Annotated in this window: 24 protein-coding genes; 18 read left to right on the top strand and 6 right to left on the bottom strand. The window is 68.1% G+C overall.

The annotated features are described in order from the left end of the window. Positions 1-9 precede the first annotated feature (9 nt). The 13 genes from rpsQ to AZL_RS03175 all read left to right on the top strand — a co-directional run bounded on the left by rpsQ (position 10) and on the right by AZL_RS03175 (position 6,547). Positions 10-264 (top strand): 30S ribosomal protein S17, encoded by a 255-nt coding sequence (gene rpsQ, locus AZL_RS03115; RefSeq protein WP_012973214.1) that lies wholly within the window; start codon positions 10-12, stop codon positions 262-264. 19 nt (positions 265-283) lie between these two features. Next, a complete protein-coding gene (gene rplN / locus AZL_RS03120; protein ID WP_012973215.1) occupies positions 284-652 on the top strand; it encodes a 50S ribosomal protein L14 in 369 nt (122 codons plus the stop codon). After that, the gene (gene rplX / locus AZL_RS03125; protein WP_012973216.1) at positions 652-969 is read left to right on the top strand and encodes a 50S ribosomal protein L24; all 318 of its coding nucleotides are present in this window, start codon (positions 652-654) and stop codon (positions 967-969) included. The genes rplN and rplX overlap by 1 nt, the downstream gene beginning before the upstream one ends. 10 nt (positions 970-979) lie before the next feature. Beyond that, on the top strand, positions 980-1,522 hold the full coding sequence (gene rplE, locus AZL_RS03130; protein WP_012973217.1) for a 50S ribosomal protein L5: 543 nt from the start codon (positions 980-982) through the stop codon (positions 1,520-1,522). A 15-nt stretch (positions 1,523-1,537) separates the two neighbouring features. Further along, entirely contained in the window at positions 1,538-1,843 is a 306-nt protein-coding gene (rpsN, locus tag AZL_RS03135) for a 30S ribosomal protein S14 (RefSeq protein WP_012973218.1), read from the top strand. Positions 1,844-1,856: 13 nt separating this feature from the next. After that, the gene (gene rpsH / locus AZL_RS03140; protein WP_012973219.1) at positions 1,857-2,255 is read left to right on the top strand and encodes a 30S ribosomal protein S8; all 399 of its coding nucleotides are present in this window, start codon (positions 1,857-1,859) and stop codon (positions 2,253-2,255) included. A 13-nt stretch (positions 2,256-2,268) separates the two neighbouring features. After that, complete coding sequence (gene rplF, locus AZL_RS03145; RefSeq protein WP_012973220.1) at positions 2,269-2,802, top strand: 50S ribosomal protein L6; 534 nt, start codon at positions 2,269-2,271, stop codon at positions 2,800-2,802. Positions 2,803-2,807: 5 nt separating this feature from the next. After that, on the top strand, positions 2,808-3,170 hold the full coding sequence (rplR, locus tag AZL_RS03150) for a 50S ribosomal protein L18 (RefSeq protein WP_012973221.1): 363 nt from the start codon (positions 2,808-2,810) through the stop codon (positions 3,168-3,170). Between the two features lie 12 nt (positions 3,171-3,182). Continuing rightward, a complete protein-coding gene (gene rpsE / locus AZL_RS03155; RefSeq protein ID WP_012973222.1) occupies positions 3,183-3,752 on the top strand; it encodes a 30S ribosomal protein S5 in 570 nt (189 codons plus the stop codon). 2 nt (positions 3,753-3,754) lie between these two features. After that, positions 3,755-3,946 carry a 50S ribosomal protein L30 gene (gene rpmD / locus AZL_RS03160; RefSeq protein ID WP_012973223.1) on the top strand — a complete coding sequence of 64 codons (192 nt, stop codon included), beginning with the start codon at positions 3,755-3,757 and terminating at the stop codon, positions 3,944-3,946. A 4-nt stretch (positions 3,947-3,950) separates the two neighbouring features. Beyond that, the gene (gene rplO, locus AZL_RS03165; protein ID WP_012973224.1) at positions 3,951-4,436 is read left to right on the top strand and encodes a 50S ribosomal protein L15; all 486 of its coding nucleotides are present in this window, start codon (positions 3,951-3,953) and stop codon (positions 4,434-4,436) included. A gap of 123 nt (positions 4,437-4,559) precedes the next feature. Continuing rightward, positions 4,560-5,900 carry a preprotein translocase subunit SecY gene (gene secY / locus AZL_RS03170; protein WP_012973225.1) on the top strand — a complete coding sequence of 447 codons (1,341 nt, stop codon included), beginning with the start codon at positions 4,560-4,562 and terminating at the stop codon, positions 5,898-5,900. Then, the gene (locus AZL_RS03175) at positions 5,900-6,547 is read left to right on the top strand and encodes an adenylate kinase (protein ID WP_012973226.1); all 648 of its coding nucleotides are present in this window, start codon (positions 5,900-5,902) and stop codon (positions 6,545-6,547) included. Before secY ends, AZL_RS03175 begins: the two co-directional genes overlap by 1 nt. Positions 6,548-6,634: 87 nt before the next feature. Here the strand turns inward: AZL_RS03175 and AZL_RS03180 are convergent, their stop codons facing one another. The 3 genes from AZL_RS03180 to AZL_RS03190 form a co-directional block, all read right to left on the bottom strand. Continuing rightward, on the bottom strand, positions 6,635-7,426 hold the full coding sequence (locus tag AZL_RS03180) for a FadR/GntR family transcriptional regulator (protein ID WP_012973227.1): 792 nt from the start codon (positions 7,424-7,426) through the stop codon (positions 6,635-6,637). 151 nt (positions 7,427-7,577) lie between these two features. Further along, positions 7,578-8,495, bottom strand: a complete 918-nt coding sequence (locus AZL_RS03185; protein ID WP_012973228.1) for a DMT family transporter — start codon at positions 8,493-8,495, stop codon at positions 7,578-7,580. Positions 8,496-8,597: 102 nt separating this feature from the next. Next, positions 8,598-9,302 (bottom strand): hypothetical protein, encoded by a 705-nt coding sequence (locus tag AZL_RS03190; protein WP_012973229.1) that lies wholly within the window; start codon positions 9,300-9,302, stop codon positions 8,598-8,600. A 117-nt stretch (positions 9,303-9,419) separates the two neighbouring features. On the opposite strand from AZL_RS03190, the gene AZL_RS03195 reads away from it, so the two are divergent. After that, positions 9,420-10,283, top strand: coding sequence for an N-formylglutamate amidohydrolase (locus tag AZL_RS03195; RefSeq protein WP_052293615.1), 864 nt, complete (start codon positions 9,420-9,422; stop codon positions 10,281-10,283). 33 nt (positions 10,284-10,316) lie between these two features. Continuing rightward, positions 10,317-11,450, top strand: coding sequence for a carboxylate-amine ligase (locus AZL_RS03200; protein ID WP_012973231.1), 1,134 nt, complete (start codon positions 10,317-10,319; stop codon positions 11,448-11,450). A 31-nt stretch (positions 11,451-11,481) separates the two neighbouring features. Here the strand turns inward: AZL_RS03200 and AZL_RS03205 are convergent, their stop codons facing one another. The 3 genes from AZL_RS03205 to AZL_RS03215 all read right to left on the bottom strand — a co-directional run bounded on the left by AZL_RS03205 (position 11,482) and on the right by AZL_RS03215 (position 15,306). Then, entirely contained in the window at positions 11,482-12,564 is a 1,083-nt protein-coding gene (locus AZL_RS03205; RefSeq protein ID WP_012973232.1) for an ABC transporter ATP-binding protein, read from the bottom strand. Next, positions 12,561-14,021: an ABC transporter permease gene (locus AZL_RS03210; protein WP_012973233.1), complete on the bottom strand. Its 1,461-nt coding sequence runs from the start codon at positions 14,019-14,021 to the stop codon at positions 12,561-12,563. Before AZL_RS03210 ends, AZL_RS03205 begins: the two co-directional genes overlap by 4 nt. A gap of 241 nt (positions 14,022-14,262) precedes the next feature. Continuing rightward, a complete protein-coding gene (locus AZL_RS03215) occupies positions 14,263-15,306 on the bottom strand; it encodes an iron ABC transporter substrate-binding protein (protein WP_012973234.1) in 1,044 nt (347 codons plus the stop codon). Between the two features lie 287 nt (positions 15,307-15,593). On the opposite strand from AZL_RS03215, the gene AZL_RS03220 reads away from it, so the two are divergent. The 3 genes from AZL_RS03220 (at position 15,594) to AZL_RS03230 (ending at position 19,555) form a co-directional block, all read left to right on the top strand. Beyond that, complete coding sequence (locus AZL_RS03220) at positions 15,594-16,919, top strand: O-acetylhomoserine aminocarboxypropyltransferase (RefSeq protein ID WP_012973235.1); 1,326 nt, start codon at positions 15,594-15,596, stop codon at positions 16,917-16,919. A 10-nt stretch (positions 16,920-16,929) separates the two neighbouring features. Continuing rightward, a complete protein-coding gene (locus AZL_RS03225) occupies positions 16,930-17,793 on the top strand; it encodes an alpha/beta fold hydrolase (RefSeq protein ID WP_012973236.1) in 864 nt (287 codons plus the stop codon). A gap of 124 nt (positions 17,794-17,917) precedes the next feature. After that, on the top strand, positions 17,918-19,555 hold the full coding sequence (locus AZL_RS03230) for a PAS domain-containing sensor histidine kinase (protein ID WP_012973237.1): 1,638 nt from the start codon (positions 17,918-17,920) through the stop codon (positions 19,553-19,555). Positions 19,556-19,557 lie beyond the last annotated feature (2 nt).

A 19,557-nucleotide genomic window follows, 5' to 3' on the forward strand; every position in this document is an offset into this window, starting at 1 on the left:
GGATCATCCATGCCTCGCCGCGTTCTGCAGGGCACGGTGGTCAGCGACAAGTGCGACAAGACCGTTACGGTTCTCGTCGAGCGCCGTGTCATGCACCCCGTGTACAAGAAGTTCATTCGTCAGTCGAAGAAGTACGCCGCCCACGACGAGGGCAACCAGTACAAGGTCGGCGATACCGTTTCGATCATCGAATGCCGCCCGATCTCGAAGTCCAAGCGTTGGACGGTCGTGACGGAGTCCGCCGCCGACAGCGGCGCCGCGTGATAACGAAAGGTCGTAAACAATGATCCAGATGCAAACCAACCTGGAAGTCGCCGATAACAGCGGGGCGCGCCGGGTGCAGTGCATCAAGGTGCTTGGCGGGTCCAAGCGGAAGGTCGCGACCGTGGGCGACGTCATCGTCGTCTCGGTCAAGGAGGCCATTCCGAAGGGCCGCGTCAAGAAGGGCGACGTGCATCGTGCCGTCATCGTCCGCACCGCGAAGGAACTGCGTCGGGAGGACGGGTCGGCGATCCGTTTCGACCGGAATGCCGCCGTGCTGATCAACAAGCAGGGCGAGCCGATCGGCACCCGTATCTTCGGGCCGGTCACTCGCGAGCTGCGCGGCAAGAAGTTCATGAAGATCATCTCGCTGGCGCCGGAGGTGCTGTGATGGCCGCCAAGATCAAGACCAAGGACAAGGTCGTCGTCCTGACCGGCAAGGATAAGGGCAAGACCGGCGAGGTGCTCCAGGTTTTCCCGAAGGAGAACCGCGCGGTTGTCCAGGGCGTGAACGTGGTGAAGAAGCACCAGCGCGCCAGCGCCCGCTCGCAGGGTGGCATCATCGAGATGGAGGCGCCGATCAACGTCTCCAACCTCGCTCACGTCGATCCCAAGGATGGCAAGCCGACCCGCGTCGGTTTCAAGATCCTTGAGGATGGCCGCAAGGTGCGTGTCGCCAAGCGGTCCGGCGAAGTCATTGACCTGTGAGGACCCGGGCATGACCGCACGTCTGAAAGAAGTTTACGATTCCAAGATCCGCGCCGCTCTGAAGTCGGAATTCGGCTACAAGAACGACCTGGAAGTTCCGCGGATCGAGAAGATCGTGGTCAACATGGGTGTCGGCGAGGCTGTCGCCGACTCCAAGAAGATCCAGCTCGCCGTGGCCGAGATGGCCGCCATCACCGGTCAGAAGCCGGTGGTGACCAAGTCGCGCAAGTCGATCGCCCAGTTCAAGCTGCGCGAAGGCATGGCGATCGGCTGCAAGGTCACGCTTCGTCGCGACCGCATGTACGAGTTCCTGGATCGCCTGGTGACGATTGCGTTGCCGCGCGTCCGTGACTTCCGCGGTATCCCGGGTGACAGCTTTGACGGCCGTGGCAACTACGCCATGGGCGTCAAGGAGCAGATCATTTTCCCGGAGATCGATTACGACAAGATCGATCAGATCCGCGGCATGGACATCATCATCGTCACTTCGGCGAAGACCGACCAGGAAGCCAAGGCTCTCCTGAAGGGCTTCGACATGCCGTTCGTGAGCTGAGGCTGGAGCACGACCATGGCTAAGACCAGTGCCATCGAAAAGAACAAGCGTCGCGCCAAGCTGGCCAAGCAGTACGCGAACAAGCGTGCGCGCCTGAAGGCGATCGCGAACGACAAGACCCTCCCGCCGGAAGAGCAATTCGCCGCCCGCCTGAAGCTGGCCGAACTGCCGCGCAACTCCTCGAAGGTGCGCATCCGGAACCGCTGCGAAATGACCGGGCGTCCGCGCGCGTTCTATCGCAAGTTCAAGCTGTCCCGCGTCACGCTCCGCGAACTGGCCTCGACCGGCCAGATTCCGGGCATGACGAAGTCGAGCTGGTAAGGAGGGTCCGAGAATGTCTTTGAGCGATCCGCTCGGCGATATGCTGACCCGCATCCGCAATGGTCAGCACGCCCGTATGTCCGTTGTGGTTTCCCCGGCGTCCAAGCTGCGCGTCAACGTCCTGGAAGTTCTGAAGCGTGAAGGCTTCATCCGCGGCTGGTCCGAGGAAGAACTGCGTCCGGGCGTCAAGAACCTGAAGATCGAGCTGAAGTACCACGAAGGCGAGCCTGTCATTAAGCAGATCGCCCGTGTGTCGAAGCCCGGCCGTCGCGTCTATTCGAAGATCGCCGACCTGCCCCGCGTCTACAGCGGTCTGGGTCTGTCGATCCTGTCGACCCCGCGCGGCGTGATGTCGGACAACGAGGCCCGCGCCGCCAACGTCGGCGGTGAAGTCCTCTGCCGCGTGTTCTAAGGGGGATTGGCAGATGTCGCGCATTGGCAAGCATCCCGTGCCGGTCCCGGCTGGCGTCGACGTAAAGGTCGACGGTCAGCAGGTGACGGCCAAGGGCAAGCTGGGGCAACTCAGCCTGACCCTGATCGACGACATCACCGCCTCGCTGGAAGACGGCAAGGTGGTGGTGAAGCCGGCAAATGACAGCAAGCGCGCCCGCGTCATGTGGGCGACCTCGCGCACCCTGATCAACAACATGGTCACCGGTGTCAGCCAGGGCTACACGATCAACCTGGAAATCAACGGCGTCGGTTACCGCGCGGCCGTGCAGGGCAAGGAGCTGGTTCTCCAGCTCGGCTTCTCGCACGACGTCAAGTACCCGATCCCGGAAGGCATCACGATCAAGTGCGACAAGCCGACGGCCATCTCGGTCAGCGGCTATGACAAGCACAAGGTCGGTCAGGTTGCCGCCGAGATCCGCGGTTGGAAGAAGCCGGAGCCCTACAAGGGCAAGGGCATCAAGTACGAGACCGAAACCATCCTGCGCAAGGAAGGTAAGAAGAAGTAACCGCCATGCTGAAGCCAAAGCAACTCCACGAGCGCCGCAAGCAGCGCGTGCGCGCGCAGATTGCCAAGAAGGCCGGCGGGCGCGTTCGCCTCTCGGTCTTCCGGTCCAATCTGCACATCTACGCCCAGATCATCGACGACGAAAACGGCAAGACGCTCGCGTCGGCCTCGTCGCTCGAGAAGGAGCTGCGCGAGCAGCTCAAGCACGGCGGCAACGTCGATGCTGCCAAGCGCATCGGCGAGCTGATCGCCGAGCGCGCCAAGGCCGCTGGGGTCACCGAGGTCGTGTTCGATCGCGGTGGGTATATTTACCATGGCCGGGTCAAGGCCCTGGCCGACGCCGCCCGTGAGGGCGGGCTGTCGTTCTAAGGAGGCCCGGATATGGCACGTGAACGTGGGGAGCGGGACAACCGCGACCGGCAGCCGCGCGAGCGGGAAGAAAGCGAGCTGATCGAAAAGCTCGTCGGCATCAACCGCGTCGCCAAAGTCGTCAAGGGTGGCCGTCGCTTCGGCTTCGCCGCCCTGGTCGTCGTCGGTGACGGCAAGGGCCGCGTCGGCGTTGGTTCGGGCAAGGCCCGCGAGGTCCCGGAAGCCATTCGCAAGGCGACCGATCAGGCCAAGCGCGGCATGATCCGTGTTCCGCTGCGCGAAGGCCGCACGCTGCATCACGACAGCAACGGTCACTTCGGTGCCGGCAAGGTCGTGCTGCGGGCGGCTCCGGCTGGTACCGGCATCATCGCCGGTGGTCCGATGCGCGCGATCTTCGAGGCTCTCGGCGTCGCTGACGTCGTGACCAAGTCGATCGGCACGTCGAACCCGCACAACATGATCAAGGCGACCTTCGACGCCCTGACCCAGGTCACCAGCCCGCGGTCCGTCGCGGCGCGCCGTGGTCGTCGCGTGAGCGACATCCTCGGCCGTCGCGAGGCCGGCGCCGGACAGGAGGCCTGATCATGACGGAGAAGAAGACCGTCGTCGTGACCCAGATCGGCAGCCCGATCGGCCGCAAGCACGACCAGCGCGAGACGCTGGTCGGTCTGGGTCTCAACAAGCTGCACCGGACCCGCGAGCTGGAGGACACTCCGGCCGTGCGGGGCATGATCGCCAAGGTCGCGCACCTGGTCCGCGTCGAGAACGAGGGCTGAGATCATGACCAAGCTGAATGACCTGCGTGACAACGCCGGTGCCCGCAAGGCGCGCATGCGCGTCGGTCGCGGTATCGGTTCCGGCAAGGGCAAGACCGCTGGCCGCGGCGTGAAGGGTCAGACCTCGCGCACCGGCGTGGCGATCAACGGCTTCGAAGGCGGGCAGATGCCTCTGCACCGCCGCCTGCCGAAGCGCGGCTTCCGGAACATCTTCGCCAAGGAATATTCGGTGGTCAATCTGGGCATGATCCAGAAGGCCATCGACCTCGGCAAGCTGAACCCGGCCGAGACCATCGATGCCGCGGCGCTCAACGCCGCCGGCGTCACCGGCAAGGTGAAGAAGGACGGTGTCCGTCTGCTGGGCAAGGGCGAGCTGACCGCGAAGGTTTCCTTCACGGTCGCCGGCGCTTCCAAGTCGGCCATCGAGGCGATCGAGAAGGCGGGTGGCAGCGTCACGCTGACCGCTGCCGCCGCCGAAGCCGCCGAGTAAAGTCCCGCGACAAGCCCGTGCTTGCGCGCGGGCTTTCGTGGCACTACAAAAAGCGAAGTCGCGAGGGGCGGCCTGCGTCATGCAGTGCCGCCCCGTTCGCGCTTACGGGACAGGGATTGGACCATGGCATCAGCGGCCGAGCAGCTTGCCGCCAACATCAATTTCGGGGCTTTCTCCAAGGCGACCGAGCTGAAAAAGCGGATTTGGTTCACCTTGGCGGCCCTGATCGTCTATCGGCTGGGCACTTACATCCCGATTCCGGGCATCGATCCGCATATCCTGCAGGACGTGTTCAAGCAGCAGGGCAGCGGCATCCTCGGCATGTTCGACATGCTGGCCGGTGGTGCGCTGCACCGCATGACCATCTTCGCGCTCAACATCATGCCGTACATCTCGGCGTCCATCATCGTGCAGTTGCTGACCGCCGTGTCGCCGCAGATGGAGGCCATGAAGAAGGAAGGCGAGGCCGGGCGCAAGAAGCTGAACCAGTACACCCGTTTCGGCACGGTGGCGCTCGCCACGGTGCAGGCCTATGGCCTCGCGGTCGGTCTGGAGTCGATGCGCGGCTCCACCGGGGCGGCGGTCGTCGATCCCGGCCTGTTCTTCCGCATCGCCACGGTGATCACCCTGGTCGGCGGCACCATGTTCCTGATGTGGCTGGGCGAGCAGATCACCGCGCGGGGCATCGGCAACGGCACCTCGCTGATCATCTTCGCCGGCATCGTCGCGGAACTGCCGCGCGCGCTGGTCAACACGCTGGAACTCGGGCGCCAGGGCGCGCTGTCCACCCTCTTCATCGTCCTGATGCTGGTGATGGCGGTTGGCGTGGTGTTCTTCATCGTCTTCATGGAGCGCGCCCAGCGCCGCCTGTTGGTGCAATATCCCAAGCGCCAGGTCGGCAACCGGGTGTTCGGCGGCGAAGCGTCGCACCTCCCGCTGAAGATGAACACGGCCGGCGTCATTCCGCCGATCTTCGCCTCGTCGCTGCTGCTGCTGCCGCTGACCGCGGTCGGCTTCGCCGGTGGCGAGGGGCCGGAGTGGCTACAGGCGGTGTCGCGCTACGTCGCGCACGGCACGCCGCTCTACATGCTGCTCTATGCCTCGCTGATCGTCTTCTTCTGTTTCTTCTACACCGCCATCGTCTTCAACCCGACGGAGACCGCCGACAACCTGCGCAAGTATGGTGGGTTCATCCCCGGCATCCGTCCGGGCAAGAACACCGCCGACCACATCGACTATGTGCTGACGCGGTTGACGGTCATCGGCTCCGCCTACCTTGTGGCGGTTTGTCTCCTCCCTGAAATCCTGATATCCCAGCAATCGGTTCCGTTTTATTTTGGCGGCACCAGCCTGCTGATCGTGGTCACCGTCACGATGGACACGGTCGCGCAGATTCATTCCCATCTGCTGGCCCACCAGTATGAGGGATTGATCAAGAAATCGAAGCTTCGGGGGAGAAGGTAATGAACCTCATACTGCTCGGTCCGCCGGGCGCCGGGAAGGGGACCCAGGCGCGCCGTCTGGAAGACACGCGTGGTCTGGTGCAGTTGTCCACGGGCGACATGCTCCGCGCCATGGTGGCGGAAGGCGGACCGCTCGGGCAGCAGGCGAAGGAGATCATGGCCGCCGGCAAGCTGATGCCGGACGAGCTGATGGTCAGCATGATCGCCGAACGCATTTCCAAGCCGGACGTCAAGAACGGCTTCATCCTCGACGGCTTTCCGCGCACCGTGGCCCAGGCCGAGGCGCTGGACAAGATGCTGGACGAGAAGGGCCTGAAGCTCGACCATGTGATCGAGATGCGGGTGGTCGATGACGTTCTGGTGGAGCGCATCACCGGCCGCTACACCTGCGCCAAATGCGGCAAGGGCTATCACGACAGCTTCGAGAAGCCGAAGGTCGAGGGTGTCTGCGATGCCTGCGGCAGCACCGAGTTCAAGCGGCGCGCCGACGACAACGCGGAGACGGTGACCACCCGTCTCGCCCAGTACCATCAGCAGACCGCTCCCATCCTGCCCTATTACCAGGGCCGGGGCGTGTTGAAGGCGGTGGATGGCATGGCCGACATCGACGAGGTTACCAGACAGATCGAAACGATCCTCGTAAACTGAGGGCTGTTTCGGTTCCGATATGAAAAGGGCCGCTGCCTCGGGACTGAGGCGGCGGCCCTTTTTTTCTAGGACGGGCAGGAACCCGCGTCAGCGGGCGGAGGGGGAGGACGGGCTGCCGATGGCGCCGGGCGGATGATCGGCTCCCGGATGATCGGGCCCCGGATGATCGGACATGGTACGGTAGCGGGCCAGGACCCAGCCGAGATGGGCGGTGACCGCATTGGCGGCGGCATCCGGATCGCGCCGGGCGATGGCCTGATGGATGGCGCGATGATGCTCGATCATCAGCGCCTCGTGGTTCTCCATATAGGGCTCGGTGTGCTTCATCTCGACCATGTTGCCGAGGATGTCGCGGATGGTCGACAGCAGGTGCAGATAGACCGGGCTGCCGGATGCCTGGGCGAGGGCGACATGGAAATCCATGTCGTCGGCGGCCCGCCCGCCATCGCGGTCGGTCTCGCTCATCGCCGCCAGGATGCGGCTGATCGTGTCGACCTGCTCGGGCGTCGCCCGCTCGGCGGCGCGGCGGGCGGCCCAGCTTTCCAGCGCCATGCGGATTTCGACGAGGTCGCACAGGTTCTGGTGGGTGCTGCGCACCATGGCGGTCAGGGCGCCGTCCATCACGCCGGCCGACGACACCACGCGGGTGCCGCCGCCCTGGACGGCGGTCAGGAAGCCCTGGGTCTTCAGCTTCTGCAGGGCGGCGCGGACGGACACCCGGCTGACATGCAGCTGTTCGGCGAGCTGTCGTTCGCCCGGCAGACGCTCCCCCGGCACCAGCTCGCCCCGCGCGATGCGGTCGAGAAGCTGTTGGGCCACCCACTCCGAAATGCGCTGCGAGGAGGAGGGGACGTGAGCGCTGTCGTCGGTGCCGGACACGGGTGGTTCCCCTTTGGTCGGAAAGCTGTTCTTCAGCGGTTGGTCATACCGGTAGCGGTCCCCGCGGGTGCGGTCAATGGCTGACAGGCCCCTTGGAGCGCCTTGCCCACCGGACGGAAAAACATGGGTGGCGCCCTGGCGTTCCCACGCCTCAGCGGCTGGCCCGGCGGGCGATCAGGATGCCGCCCAGGATCACCGCGGCGCCGACCGCCTGCCACCGACCCAGCGGTTCGTTCAACAGGATCCAGGCGAGGATCGCGGCGGCGGCCGGCTGCATCAGCAGGCTGACCGACGAGAAGGAGGCCGGCAGATGGGCCAGCGCGTAGGCGATCAGGCTTTGGCCACCGGCATGGCTGAACAGGGCCAGCCCAACCAGCGCCGCCCAGCCGGAGGGGCCCGCCGGCAGCATCGCCTCGCCGTCATGAAGGCTGAGCGGCAGCAGAACCGCGGCGGTGATGGCGCCGCTCCAGGTCATGATGGTGGCGGTGGAGAATTCGCCGCGCAGATGGCCGACCGACAGGATGTAGCCGGCATAGAAGATGGCGGTCAGCAGCCCCAGCGCGTCGCCGAACAGATGGTCGGCGCTCAGTCGCAAGCTCTGTCCCATCAGCACGACGGCGCCGGCCAGCGCCAGCAGCATGCCTAGGACGAAGCGGCCGGTGATCCGCTCCTTGAACAGGAACCAGGCGGCCGGGGCGACGAACAATGGCGCGAAATTGGCCAGCAGCGTGGAATTCGCGACCGAGGTATAGCGGATCGACGTGTGCCAGATCGCGAGATCGCCGGCGAAGAACAGCCCGGCCAGCGACAGCCGGCCATAGTCGGCGAGGCCGGAGGGGCGGCGGCTGGCGCGTCCGCTCCCGCTCCGGGATTCGCTGGCCATCCACAGGGCCAGAAGCGGCGTCGCCAGGGCGGTGCGCCAGAATCCGATGGCGGCCGGCCCGACATCGGACAGGCGGACGAAGATCGGGGCGAAGGCGATGCCCAGGGCGCCGAGCAGCAGGGCGATCAGGGCAAGCCGTTGCGTCCGCTGCGCATGATCGACGGAAAAAGAGCTGGCATCTGACATGCCCCCTTATAGCCGTGGTCCGGAGGACGGGCCAGCGGGGTGCGCCTCATGGCTGCCGCGCGCCTCCGGGTTCTCCCCGGAGGCTGTCGGGCAATCGGCGTCTCAGCGCGGACGGATGCGGCGCAGCGACACCGCCTCGTCGTCCTCCGCACCGTAATCGTCGTAATGGATCGGGCAGCGGCCATCGGCGCGCGGCTGGTCCTTCACGGTGGCGGGGAACCAGTCGCCCTCCGATTCCACCTGCACCCGCATGCCGGGCTGGCACAGCGAAGCCCCGGCGGGATAGTCGCCGCCGGTACCGGCCGGAGCCTGCATCCGCGGGGCCTGGCCGGGGCTGGGGACGCCGCCGGGCGGGATCGGGCTCAGCGCCGGGGCCGGGCTGGCGGCCGGCTTCTCCTGGTCGCAGAAGGCGGTGCAGACCGTCTTGGCGATCACCTGTCCGCCGCAGCTTCCGCCGAAGCAGTCGCGGTAATCGGCGTCGCAGCGCGCCTCGCAGCTGCTGTTGCCGCAGGAATAGGAGCTGTCGAAATCGCCGACCGATTTCTTGATCGGCTTCTTTTCCGCCTGCTGGCGGTTCACATAGGCCTGATACTCGTAGAGCGCGCGGGACCGCGCCTCGTTGACGCAGGCCTGCTGCGACATGCCGCAATTCTGCCGGCAGTAGTTGCGGTTCTGCTGGCACTGGTTGACGCACAGCCGGCCTTCGGCCGATGTCGGCGGGATCAGGCTGTATTGCGTCTCGTAGATGGGGCCGCAGGCGCTGAGCAGAGCCATCACGGCCAGACAGAGGGTGAGCAGGCGGAGCATGCGGTGGGTCTTCCGGGTGGGTTCGCGCGGGAAAGGCCGTCAGGGTAACATTTTGCCGTTCGTGCTACCACCTTCGGCCGTGCTTCCGCCGCGCGCCTTGCTTCGTTAGTGTGCATCATGGCTTCCTCACCGTCCGAACACCGCCAGCCCGTCACCGCTCCCGCACCGGCGCCGCGCGCGGCAACCCCCTTGCTCGGCCCCGGCGATCCGCCGCCGGCGACCACGCTGAATCCCGATGCCGGCGGCCCCCTGCTGCTGGTCTGCGATCACGCCTCCCGCGCGATTCCCAGGAGCCTCGGCGACCTCGGGCTTCCCGAGGAGCAGCTTTGCCGCCACATCGCCTACGACATCGGTGCCGCCGAGGTGACACGCCGGCTGGCGGCCCGATTCGGCTGCACCGCGGTGCTGTCCGGCTTCTCTCGGCTGGTGATCGACCCGAATCGGGCGCTGGAGGATCCCACCGCCATCCCGGTGGTCAGCGACGACGTGGTGATCCCCGGCAACCGCGCGCTCGACGCCGAGGCCCAGACGCGGCGGGTGGAGGCGCTGTTCAAGCCCTACCACGCCGCGGTGGCGGCGGCGGTGGCGGCGATCCGCGCGGGTGGGCGGGTGCCGATTCTGTTGTCGGTCCACAGCTTCACCCCGGCGATGCGCGGGGTGGCGCGGCCCTGGCACATCGGCGTTCTCTGGGACAATGACCCGCGCCTGCCGGTGCCGCTGATGGCGGCGCTGAAGGCGGACGGCCGCTGGTGCGTCGGCGACAACCAGCCCTATTCCGGCCGCGGCACGCTGGGCGGCACGGTGGAGACCCACGCCACCCCCGCAGGCTACCCGAATGCTTTGCTGGAGGTGCGCCAGGATTTGATCGCGACGCCGGAGGGGGCCGATCTGTGGGCAGGGGTGATCGGCGACGCGCTGGAGCCGCTGCTGTCCCTGCCGTCGCTGGCGGTGATCGACCATCATCCCCGGGCGCCGGCCTGAACGCGCGCCCCCGAACCTGCTGAAGGAAGCGCCGTGACCGAACCGTCCTTCACCCTCGGCCTGGAAGAGGAATATCTGCTGGTCGACCGTGGCACGCGCGACATCGTGCCCAGCCCGCCGGACGAGATGCTGGAAGCCTGCCAGGATCAGGCGCCCGGCCGCATCCATCCGGAATTCCTGCGCTGCCAGATCGAGGTGGGGACGCCGGTCTGCGGGACCCTCCAGGAGGCGCGGGCCGAACTGGCGTCGCTGCGCGCCACCGTGGCCGGGGTGGCCGACCGCTATGGGCTGGCACCGATCGCCGCCTCCACCCATCCCTTCGCGGCGTGGGAGCCGCAGAAGCACACCAACCGCGACCGCTACAACATGCTGGCCCGCGATCTCGGCGCGCCGGCCCGCCGGCTGATGATCTGCGGCATGCATGTCCATGTCGGGATCGAGGATGACGACCTGCGCATCGACCTGATGAATCAGGTCCGCTATTTCCTGCCGCATCTGCTGGCGCTGTCGACCTCCTCGCCCTTCTGGCGCGGACGCGACATGGAACGCCGTTCCTACCGCCTCAGCGTCTGGCACGAGCTGCCGCGCACCGGCATGCCCGCCGGCTTCCAGAGCTTCGGCGAATACCAGAGCCATGTCGCGGTGCTGGTCAATGCCGGGGTGATCGAGGATGCCAGCAAGCTGTGGTGGGACATCCGTCCCTCCTCGCGCTTCCCGACGCTGGAGATGCGCATCACCGACATCTGTACCCGTCTGGACGATGCGGTGACGGTGGCCGCCCTCTATCGCTGCCTGCTGCGCATGTTGTGGCGGCTGAAGCTGCGCAATGTGACGTGGCGTCCCTACAAGAATTTGCTGATCGAGGAGAACCGCTGGCGGGCCCAGCGCTATGGGCTGGACAGCGGGCTGGTCGATTTCGGGCAGGGGCGCATCGTGCCCTACGCCGACCTGCTGGATGAGATCATCGAGCTGACCCGCGAGGATGCCGCGCATTTCGGCTGCGCCGTCGAGGTCGAGCGGGCGCGCGAGATCCTGGCGCGCGGCACCAGCGCTCATCGGCAGATCGCCATCCACCGGCAGGCGCTCGCCGACGGCGCCGGCGAGGAGGAGGCCCTGCGCCGGGTGGTGGACTGGCTGGCCGGGGAGACGATGGTCGGCGTGCGCTGACCATTGGCGCTGACCATCGGCGGATTGGCGGTCAGCTCAACGGCGTGTCGAACAGATGGGCCTCGCCCTGGACATGGATGCGCACGCGGCTGCCGATCCGTGGCAGCTCCATGCTGGAATGGCGCAGCAGCAGCGGGCCGCGATGGCCCGGCGCATTTCCCAGCGAGACCGCGACCTTGCAGACCGAGCCGCCGAACTCGACGTCGATGACGCGTCCCCAGCCTCCGCCGGGCCCGCCGGCGCCATTGGCGGGAAGCTCATGGTCCTCCACCACCAGCCGGAGCTGTTCCGGGCGCAGCATGATCTCGGCGGCACCGCGCCGGGGACCGGCGGAAACCGCCAGCCGCCCGAGGCTGCACAGCGCCCAGCCATTCTCCAGCTCCGCCGGCAGGATGATGGCGTCGCCAAGGAAGGTCGCGGTCTCGCGGTCGCGCGGCCGGCGGTACAGCTCCTGGGGCGGGCCGACCTGGGTCAGGCGGCCTTCGCGCATCACCGCCACCTGATCGGCGAAGGACAGGGCCTCGGCCTGGTCGTGGGTGACGAGGATGGTGGCGATGCCGGCTTCGCACAGCACGCGGGCGACGGTGCGGCGCAGCGAGTCGCGCAGGCCGGTGTCGAGGGCGGAGAAGGGCTCGTCCAGCAGCATCAGCGCCGGCTTGCGGGCCAGCGCGCGGGCCAGTGCGACGCGCTGCTGCTGGCCGCCGGACAGCTCGTGCGGCCGGCGCTCCAGCATCTGCGGGCCGAGTTCCACCGCCTCCAGCAGTTCCAGGATCCGGCTGCGGCGGTTCGCATCGCTGCGGTCCAGGCCGAAGCCGATGTTGTCGGCGATGCTCAGATGCGGGAACAGGGCGCCGTCCTGCGGCACATAGCCGATGCCCCGGCGATGGGCCGGCACCATCTCGGCGCCATCGACCAGCGGGCGCCCGTCCAGCACGATCCGGCCGCCGTCGGCGGTCTCGAAGCCGGCGACGATGCGCAGCAGCGTGGTCTTGCCCGATCCGGAGCGGCCGACGATGGCGGTCCGGCTGCCGACGGGCACCGTCAGCTCGACATCCTCCAGCGCCACCGCGTCGCCATAACGCTTCGCCAGTCCCTGAACCTGAAGAAAACTCATCGTCCGGCGGCCCGCTTCGATTGGAGGTGGAGAAGGATCGTCATCGGCAGGGAGGCGGCGACCATCATCACCGCATAAGGGGCGGCGCCGGCATAGTCGATCTCGCTGGTCATCGCCCAGAATTCGGTGGCGAGCGTGCGCGTGCCGCTGGGCGCCAGCATCAGCGTCGCCGTCAGCTCGTTGGTGATGCCGAGCGCCACCATCGCCATGCTGGCGGCGGCACCGGGGGCGGCGAGCCGGAAGGTGATCTGGCGCACCGCCTGCAACGGCGTCCGGCCCAGCGCCATGGCGGCGCGCTCCAGTTCGACCGGTGCCTGGGCGATGCTGGCGCGCAGCCCGACCAGGGCGCGCGGCAGGAACAGCAGCAGATAGGCCAGCAGCACGGTGCCGACGGTCTGGTAGAGCGGCAGGGCGACCCGCACGGTGATCGTCACCAGCGCCAGCGCCACCACCACGCCGGGCAGCGAGCCGACATAATAATGGCAGGCCTCCAGCACCCGCTGCAACCGGCCGGGGGCGCGCACCGACAGCCAGGCCATCGGTGCCGCGGCCAGCGTGGTCAGCAGCGCCCCGGCCAGCGCCAGCGCCATCGTTTGCAGGATGGCGCCGCCGATGTCGGCTCCCTGCCAGATGCGGGCGCCGCCGATGGCGAGCCAGCGGCCGAGCGTCAGCATCGGCACGCCCAGCGCCAGCGCCGCGAACAGCAGCGGGATCAGCAGGCAGGGCAGGGCGGCGCGGCCGAGTCTCGCCGGGGCGGCCCGCCGCGCGGCGCCGCTGCCGACGCGGGCATAGCGCTCCCGGCCGCGCAGCAGCAGCTCGCCGCCCATCAGCCCCAGGCAGAGCAGCACCAGCACGCCGGCCAGCATGTTCGCCGCCGGTCCGTTGTAGGCCGACTGGAACTGGTCGACGATCGCCGTGGTGAAGGTGTCGAACTGGATCATCACATAGAGGCCGTATTCGGCCAGCAGATGCAGCCCGATCAGCAGGCAGCCGCCGCAGACCGCCAGCCGCAGCTGCGGCAGGACCACCGTCAGGAACACCCGCCAGGGACCATGGCCGAGCGAGGCGGCGACATCCTCCATCGTCGGGTCGAGCCGGCGCAGCTGCGCCGCCACCGGCAGATAGAGGAAGGGGGAATAGGCCAGGACCGAGACCAGGACGGCGGCGGCCAGACCATGCAGGCCGGGGGCGACGGTGACCCAGGCATAGCTGTGGACGAAGGCGGGGACCGCCAGCGGCGCCACCGCCAGCCAGGCCCAGAAGCGCCGTCCGGGCAGGTCGGACCGCTCGGTCAGCCAGGCCAGCGTCACCGCCACCACCACCGACAGCGGCAGGGTCAGCAGGACCAGCAGCAGCGTGTTGACCAGCAATTCGCCGACCCGGCGGCGGAAGACCAGTGCCACCACCGTGTCCCATCCGGTCTGGATGGTGATCCACAGCACGAAGGCGAGCGGCATGAGGGCCAGCGCCGCGACCAGCGCGGTGACGGCGAGGACGGGCGGCGACGGGCGGCCGGTTCCCCGTGCCGTGACCAGCGGTGCGGCGGCCCGGAACGCGGTCCGCTTGCGGAGCGGCGGGGATGGCGATTGTTGTGGGGGAAAAGCGATGGCGGCGGACTCCGGAACCGGCCCCGTCCGGGTGGACGGGGCTGGACTGCCGTCGCCCGCGGCCCGATGCCACGGGCGACGGCAGTAGGGATTACAGCAGGCCGGCCGCGGTCATCAAGTCGGTGACAGCCTTATTGTTGAGCGCCTCCGGCTTGACCTTCGGGGCCTGGAGCTTGTCGAGCGGTTCCAGCCTGGCATTGGAGGCGACGCCGCTGGCCACGGCATATTCGTAGGAATCGCCGTCGCGCAGCACTTCCTGCCCGCCCTTGCCGGTCAGGAACCTCACGAAGGCCTCGGCCTCGCGCTTGTTCTTGCTGGAGGCCAGGACGCCGGCGCCGGAGATGCTGACGAAGGCGCCGGGATCGCCGTTGCGGAAATAATGCAGGGCGACGTTCTTGCTGTTCTCGCCGCCGGTGCGGGCCTGATCGCCGACGTAATAGTAATGGTAGATCACCGCCCCTTCGATCTCGCCGGCATTCACCGCCTTCATGGCGACGCTGTTGCCGCGATAGGGCTTGGCGTTCTCCTTCATCGCCTTCAGCCAGGAGGCGGTGGCCGTCTCGCCCTTCAGTTGGAGGAGCGCGCCGACGATGGCCTGGAAGTCGGCCCCGGCCGGCGAGGCGGCCCAGCGGCCCTTCCATTCGGGGGTGGCGAGGTCGAGCAGCGACTTCGGCAGCTTGTCCCGGGTCAGCTTGCCGGTGTTGTAGGCGAAGACGGTGGAACGGGCGGCGATGCCGACCCAATGGCCGTTGGCCGGGCGGAAATTCTCCGGCACCGAGGCCAGCGTCTCGGCGCCGAGCGGCGCGAACAGCCCGGCATTGTCGACCAGCGCCATCGCCGGCGAATTCTCGGTCAGGAACACGTCGGCGGGGGAGGCGGCGCCCTCCTGCACGATCTGGTTCCCCAGCTCCATGTCGCTGCCGTTGCGCACGGTCACCTTGATGCCGGTCTCGCGGCTGAAGCGCTCCACCCATTCCTTGGCCAGGCTGGCGTGCTGGGCGTTGTAGACCGTGATTCCCTCGGCGCTGGGTGCCGTCTGGGCGGAAGCCGACCCGGTGAGGGCCGCGACCGGCAGGGCGGCGAGCGCCGTGGCGAGGGAGAGCGAGCGGATGAACCGGGAGCGGGAGATCTTCATTCCAACCTCTTTTGCGGGCGGGCTGGCCTTTCGGGCCGCGCCATCCCCGCCTTTTAGTCCTTCCCTCGGCTTGCTGCAACTTGTTCTCATTCGCGCGATTTTGGCCGTTCGTCTTCGCGTCGGCCGATCCAACCGCCTTGACGCGCGCGTGAGGTGTCCATAGGCTTGCCCACCGTCGATACCGCTGGAACGCGGGTTGAACAGGGCTGGCAAATAAAAAGCTGAAAAGCGGGGAAAGGGCCGTTCCACCATGGGCGGCCCTTTTTCAACATCAAGGGGAGGGGGGCATGGCGGGCGCCAAGTTCCTGAAGTTCGACACGCAGAGCCTTCATGCGGGTCAAAGGCCCGATCCGGCGACCGGGGCGCGGGCGGTCCCGATCCATCTGACCTCCTCCTATGTCTTCGACGACGTCGACCAGGCGGCGGCGCTGTTCAATCTGGAGCGGCCGGGCCACATCTATTCGCGCATCTCCAACCCCACTGTCGCGGTGCTGGAGGAGCGGCTGGCGACCCTGGAGGGTGGCGTGGGCGCGGTCTGCACCGCCAGCGGCCAGGCGGCGCTGACGCTGGCGATCATGACGCTGATGGGGGCGGGCGGGCATATCGTCGCCTCCTCCTCGATCTATGGCGGCAGCCGTAACCTGCTGGCCTATACGCTGCCGCGATTCGGCATCACCACCAGCTTCGTCCATCCACGCGACTTCGATGGCATCCGCGCGGCGATCCGCCCGGAGACCCGGCTGGTCTTCGGCGAGGTGCTGGGCAATCCGGGGCTGGAGGTGCTGGACCTGCCGAAGGTCGCGGCGATCGCGCATGAGGCCGGCATTCCCCTGCTGATCGACTCGACCTTCACCACCCCCTATCTCTGCCGGCCCTTCGAGCATGGCGCCGATCTGGTCATGCATTCCTGCACCAAGTGGCTGGGCGGGCACGGCACCGTCATCGGCGGCGTGGTGATCGACGGCGGCCGTTTCGACTGGGAGGCGTCCGGCGGCTTCCCGACCCTGACCGAGCCCTATGCCGGCTATCACGGCATCGATTTCGCCGAGGAATACGGCCCCGCCGCCTTCATCGCCCGCGCCCGCGCCGAGGGGCTGCGCGATTTCGGCGCCTGCATGAGCCCGATGAACGCCTTCCAGATCCTTCAGGGGGTGGAAACCCTGCCGCTGCGGATGAAGGGGCACATCCACAACACCCGCAAGATCGTCGGCTTCCTGGAAGGGGAGCTGTATGCCGAGAAGGGGGCCGTCGCCTGGGTCTCCTATCCGGAACTGGTGGATCATCCCGACCATGCGCTGGCCGCCCGGCTGCTGCCGCAGGGGGCCGGCTCCATCATCTCCTTCGGCATCCGGCCCGGCGCTCAAGGCGGTGGCCGCGAGGCCGGGCGCCGCTTCATCGAGTCGCTGAGCCTGTTCTCGCACCTCGCCAATGTCGGCGACGCCAAGTCGCTGGTGATCCATCCCGCCAGCACCACCCATGCCCAGCTCGATGCCGAGGCGCTCGCCGCCGCCGGGGTGGGGGAGGACATGATCCGCCTGTCCATCGGGCTGGAGGATTGCGACGACCTGATCGACGACCTGAAGCAGGCGCTGCGCGCCGCCACCAAGGGCTGAGGGCCGCGCCATGCAGCTGACCGTCAACGGAACCCCCGTCTTCGTCCACACCGGCGGCCGGGAGATCGATCCGGCGCGTCCCCCCGCCCGTCCCGCAGTGGTGCTGATCCATGGCGCCGGCATGGACCACGGCGTGTGGAGCCTGCAAAGCCGCTATCTGGCCCACCATGGCCGTTCGGTCCTGGCGGTCGATCTGCCGGGCCATGGCCGCTCCGGCGGCGAGCCGCTGGGCAGCATCGCCGCCCTGGCCGACTGGGTGGTCGCCCTGCTGGACGCCGCCGGGCTGGAGCGGGCGGCGCTGGTCGGTCATTCCATGGGCGCTCTGGTGGCGCTGGACGCCGCCGCCCGCCATGGCGGCCGGGTCGAGTCGGTCGCCCTGCTGGGCGTGGCGGAGCGGATGCCGGTCCATCCCGACCTGCTGGCCGCCGCCCGGGCCGGCGAGCAATCGGCCACCGGGGCGGCCACTGGGGCGGCCACCGGGGCGGCCATCGAGATGGTGATCGGCTGGGGGTTCGGTCCGCGCGGCCATGGCGGTGCCCAGGGCGGCGGCTGCCCCATTCCGGGGCTGGCGCTGATTCCCGGCGGACGCCGGTTGATGGCGTCGCTGCGGCCCGGAGTGCTGGGGGTCGATCTGGCGGCCTGCGATGCCTATGCGCGCGGGGCCGAGGCGGCGGCGGCGCTCGGCTGCCCGGCGCTGTTCCTGCTGGGGGCGCTCGACAGGATGACGCCGGCCAAGGCCGGGCGGTCGCTGGCGGCCCGCGTCAAAACGGCGCAGGTGGTCGTCCTGCCCCAGACCGGGCACATGGTGATGAGCGAGGCTCCCGACGCGGTGCTGGAGGCGTTGACGCCCTTCCTGTCCCTGCGGCGGGAATGATGGGGCCGGAGCCGGCGCGCCGGGTCGGGGTCGACCCTGACATGAACCATTAACGCCCCTTGATTACCCTGGATGGTGGGACCGCATCCGTCCCGCCATCGTCAGCAGGGTTGGGGGTGCCGTCATGCCATCGGACGATTGCCGTCAGGCCGCCACCCGCGACGCCCAGGGCGATCCCGGTCAAGCCGATCCTGGTCATCCTGACCTGGATGACCTGATCGCCCTGGCGAAGCTGCTGCGCGTCAGCAAGGCCCGCTACCGCACGCTGTTGGAGGCGGTGCCGGTCGGCATTCTGCATGCCGACGCCGGTGGCCGGGTGCTGTTCGTCAATTCCCGGCTGGCCGGCATCACCGGGCTGTCGCCCGACCGTTTGCTCGGCGCCGGCTGGCTCGACGCCGTCCATCCCGAGGACCGGGCGCGGGTCGCGGCGGATTGGCGGATCGAACCGGCCGGAGAGGGTCGTTCCGCGCCGCGCTCCACCGATTTCCGTTTCCACGACCCCGATGGGGAGGGTGCCGAGCGTCGCGTGCTGTGCCAGCGCGTCGCCCTGGAGGAGGGCGGCTTCATCGCCACCGTCACCGATGTCAGCGAATATGTGCATACCGCGAACGCCCTGCGACTGTCGGAGGCGCGCAATGAAGGGATTCTCGACACCGTCGCCGAGGCGATCCTGACCATCGACGAGGCCGGTATCCTGATCAGCTTCAACCGCGCGGCGGAGGCGATGTTCGGTGTCGTGGCCGACGATGTGCTGTGGCGCCCGCTTGGCCGTCTGATCCCCCTGGCCGATCTGCTGGAGGCGGGGGGAGAGCGGCTGGACTTCGCGCCCGGCCAGACGATGGCGCTGGTCACCCGTGACCGGGCGGCGGAGGCGGAGCGTGCCGACGGCACCCGCTTCCCGGTGGAGTTGTCGGTCAGCGCCAGCGAGGTGGAGGGGCGGCGGCTCTACACCGCCATCCTCCGCGACGTGACCGAACGGCGTCGGGCCGAGGCCGAACTGCTGGCGGCCAAGGCGGCGGCGGAGGCCGGCGACCGCGCCAAATCTACCTTCATCGCCGTCATGAGCCATGAGCTGCGCACCCCGCTGAACGCGGTGATCGGCTTTTCCCAGCTGCTGGAGCTCCAGGCCGGGGATGCCGCAGGCGACGGGCAACTGCTGAGCTGTGTCGACGCGATCGGTCAGGCCGGACGGCGGCTGCTGGCGATCATCGACGACATTCTCGACATGGCGCGCGTCGAATCCGGGGGACTGTCGCTGTCCGAGGGGGTGGTGGATCTGTTCGCGCTCGTCGAGCGCTGCGTGGCCGACCTGCGCTTCCAGGCCACCCGCCAGGGGGTGACGGTGTCGGTCGCGCTCGACGGCGATCTGCCGCCGCTCCGTGGCGACTGGCGGCGCCTGGGGCAGGCGCTGGGCAACCTGCTGTCCAACGCCATCAAGTTCAGCCATCCGGGGGCGGAGGTCGCCCTGGCGGCGGCGATCGCCGAGGATGGCTGGGTGGAGCTGTCGGTGCGCGACCAGGGCGTCGGCATGCGGCCGGAGGACATCGACAGGGCGCTGGCGCCCTTCGCGCAGATCGATCAGGCGGCGACGCATCATCACGAGGGTGTCGGGCTGGGGCTGCCATTGGCGCGGCGTCTGGTCGAGGCTCATGGCGGCGTGCTGCGGCTGGACAGCGCGCCGGGCCTGGGCTGCACGGCCACGCTCCGTCTGCCGCCGTCGCGCATCATGACCGTCGAGGAACTGCTGGCGTCCCTGTCCTGATC

Source organism: Azospirillum sp. B510 (assembly GCF_000010725.1).
Classification (GTDB): domain Bacteria; phylum Pseudomonadota; class Alphaproteobacteria; order Azospirillales; family Azospirillaceae; genus Azospirillum; species Azospirillum lipoferum_B.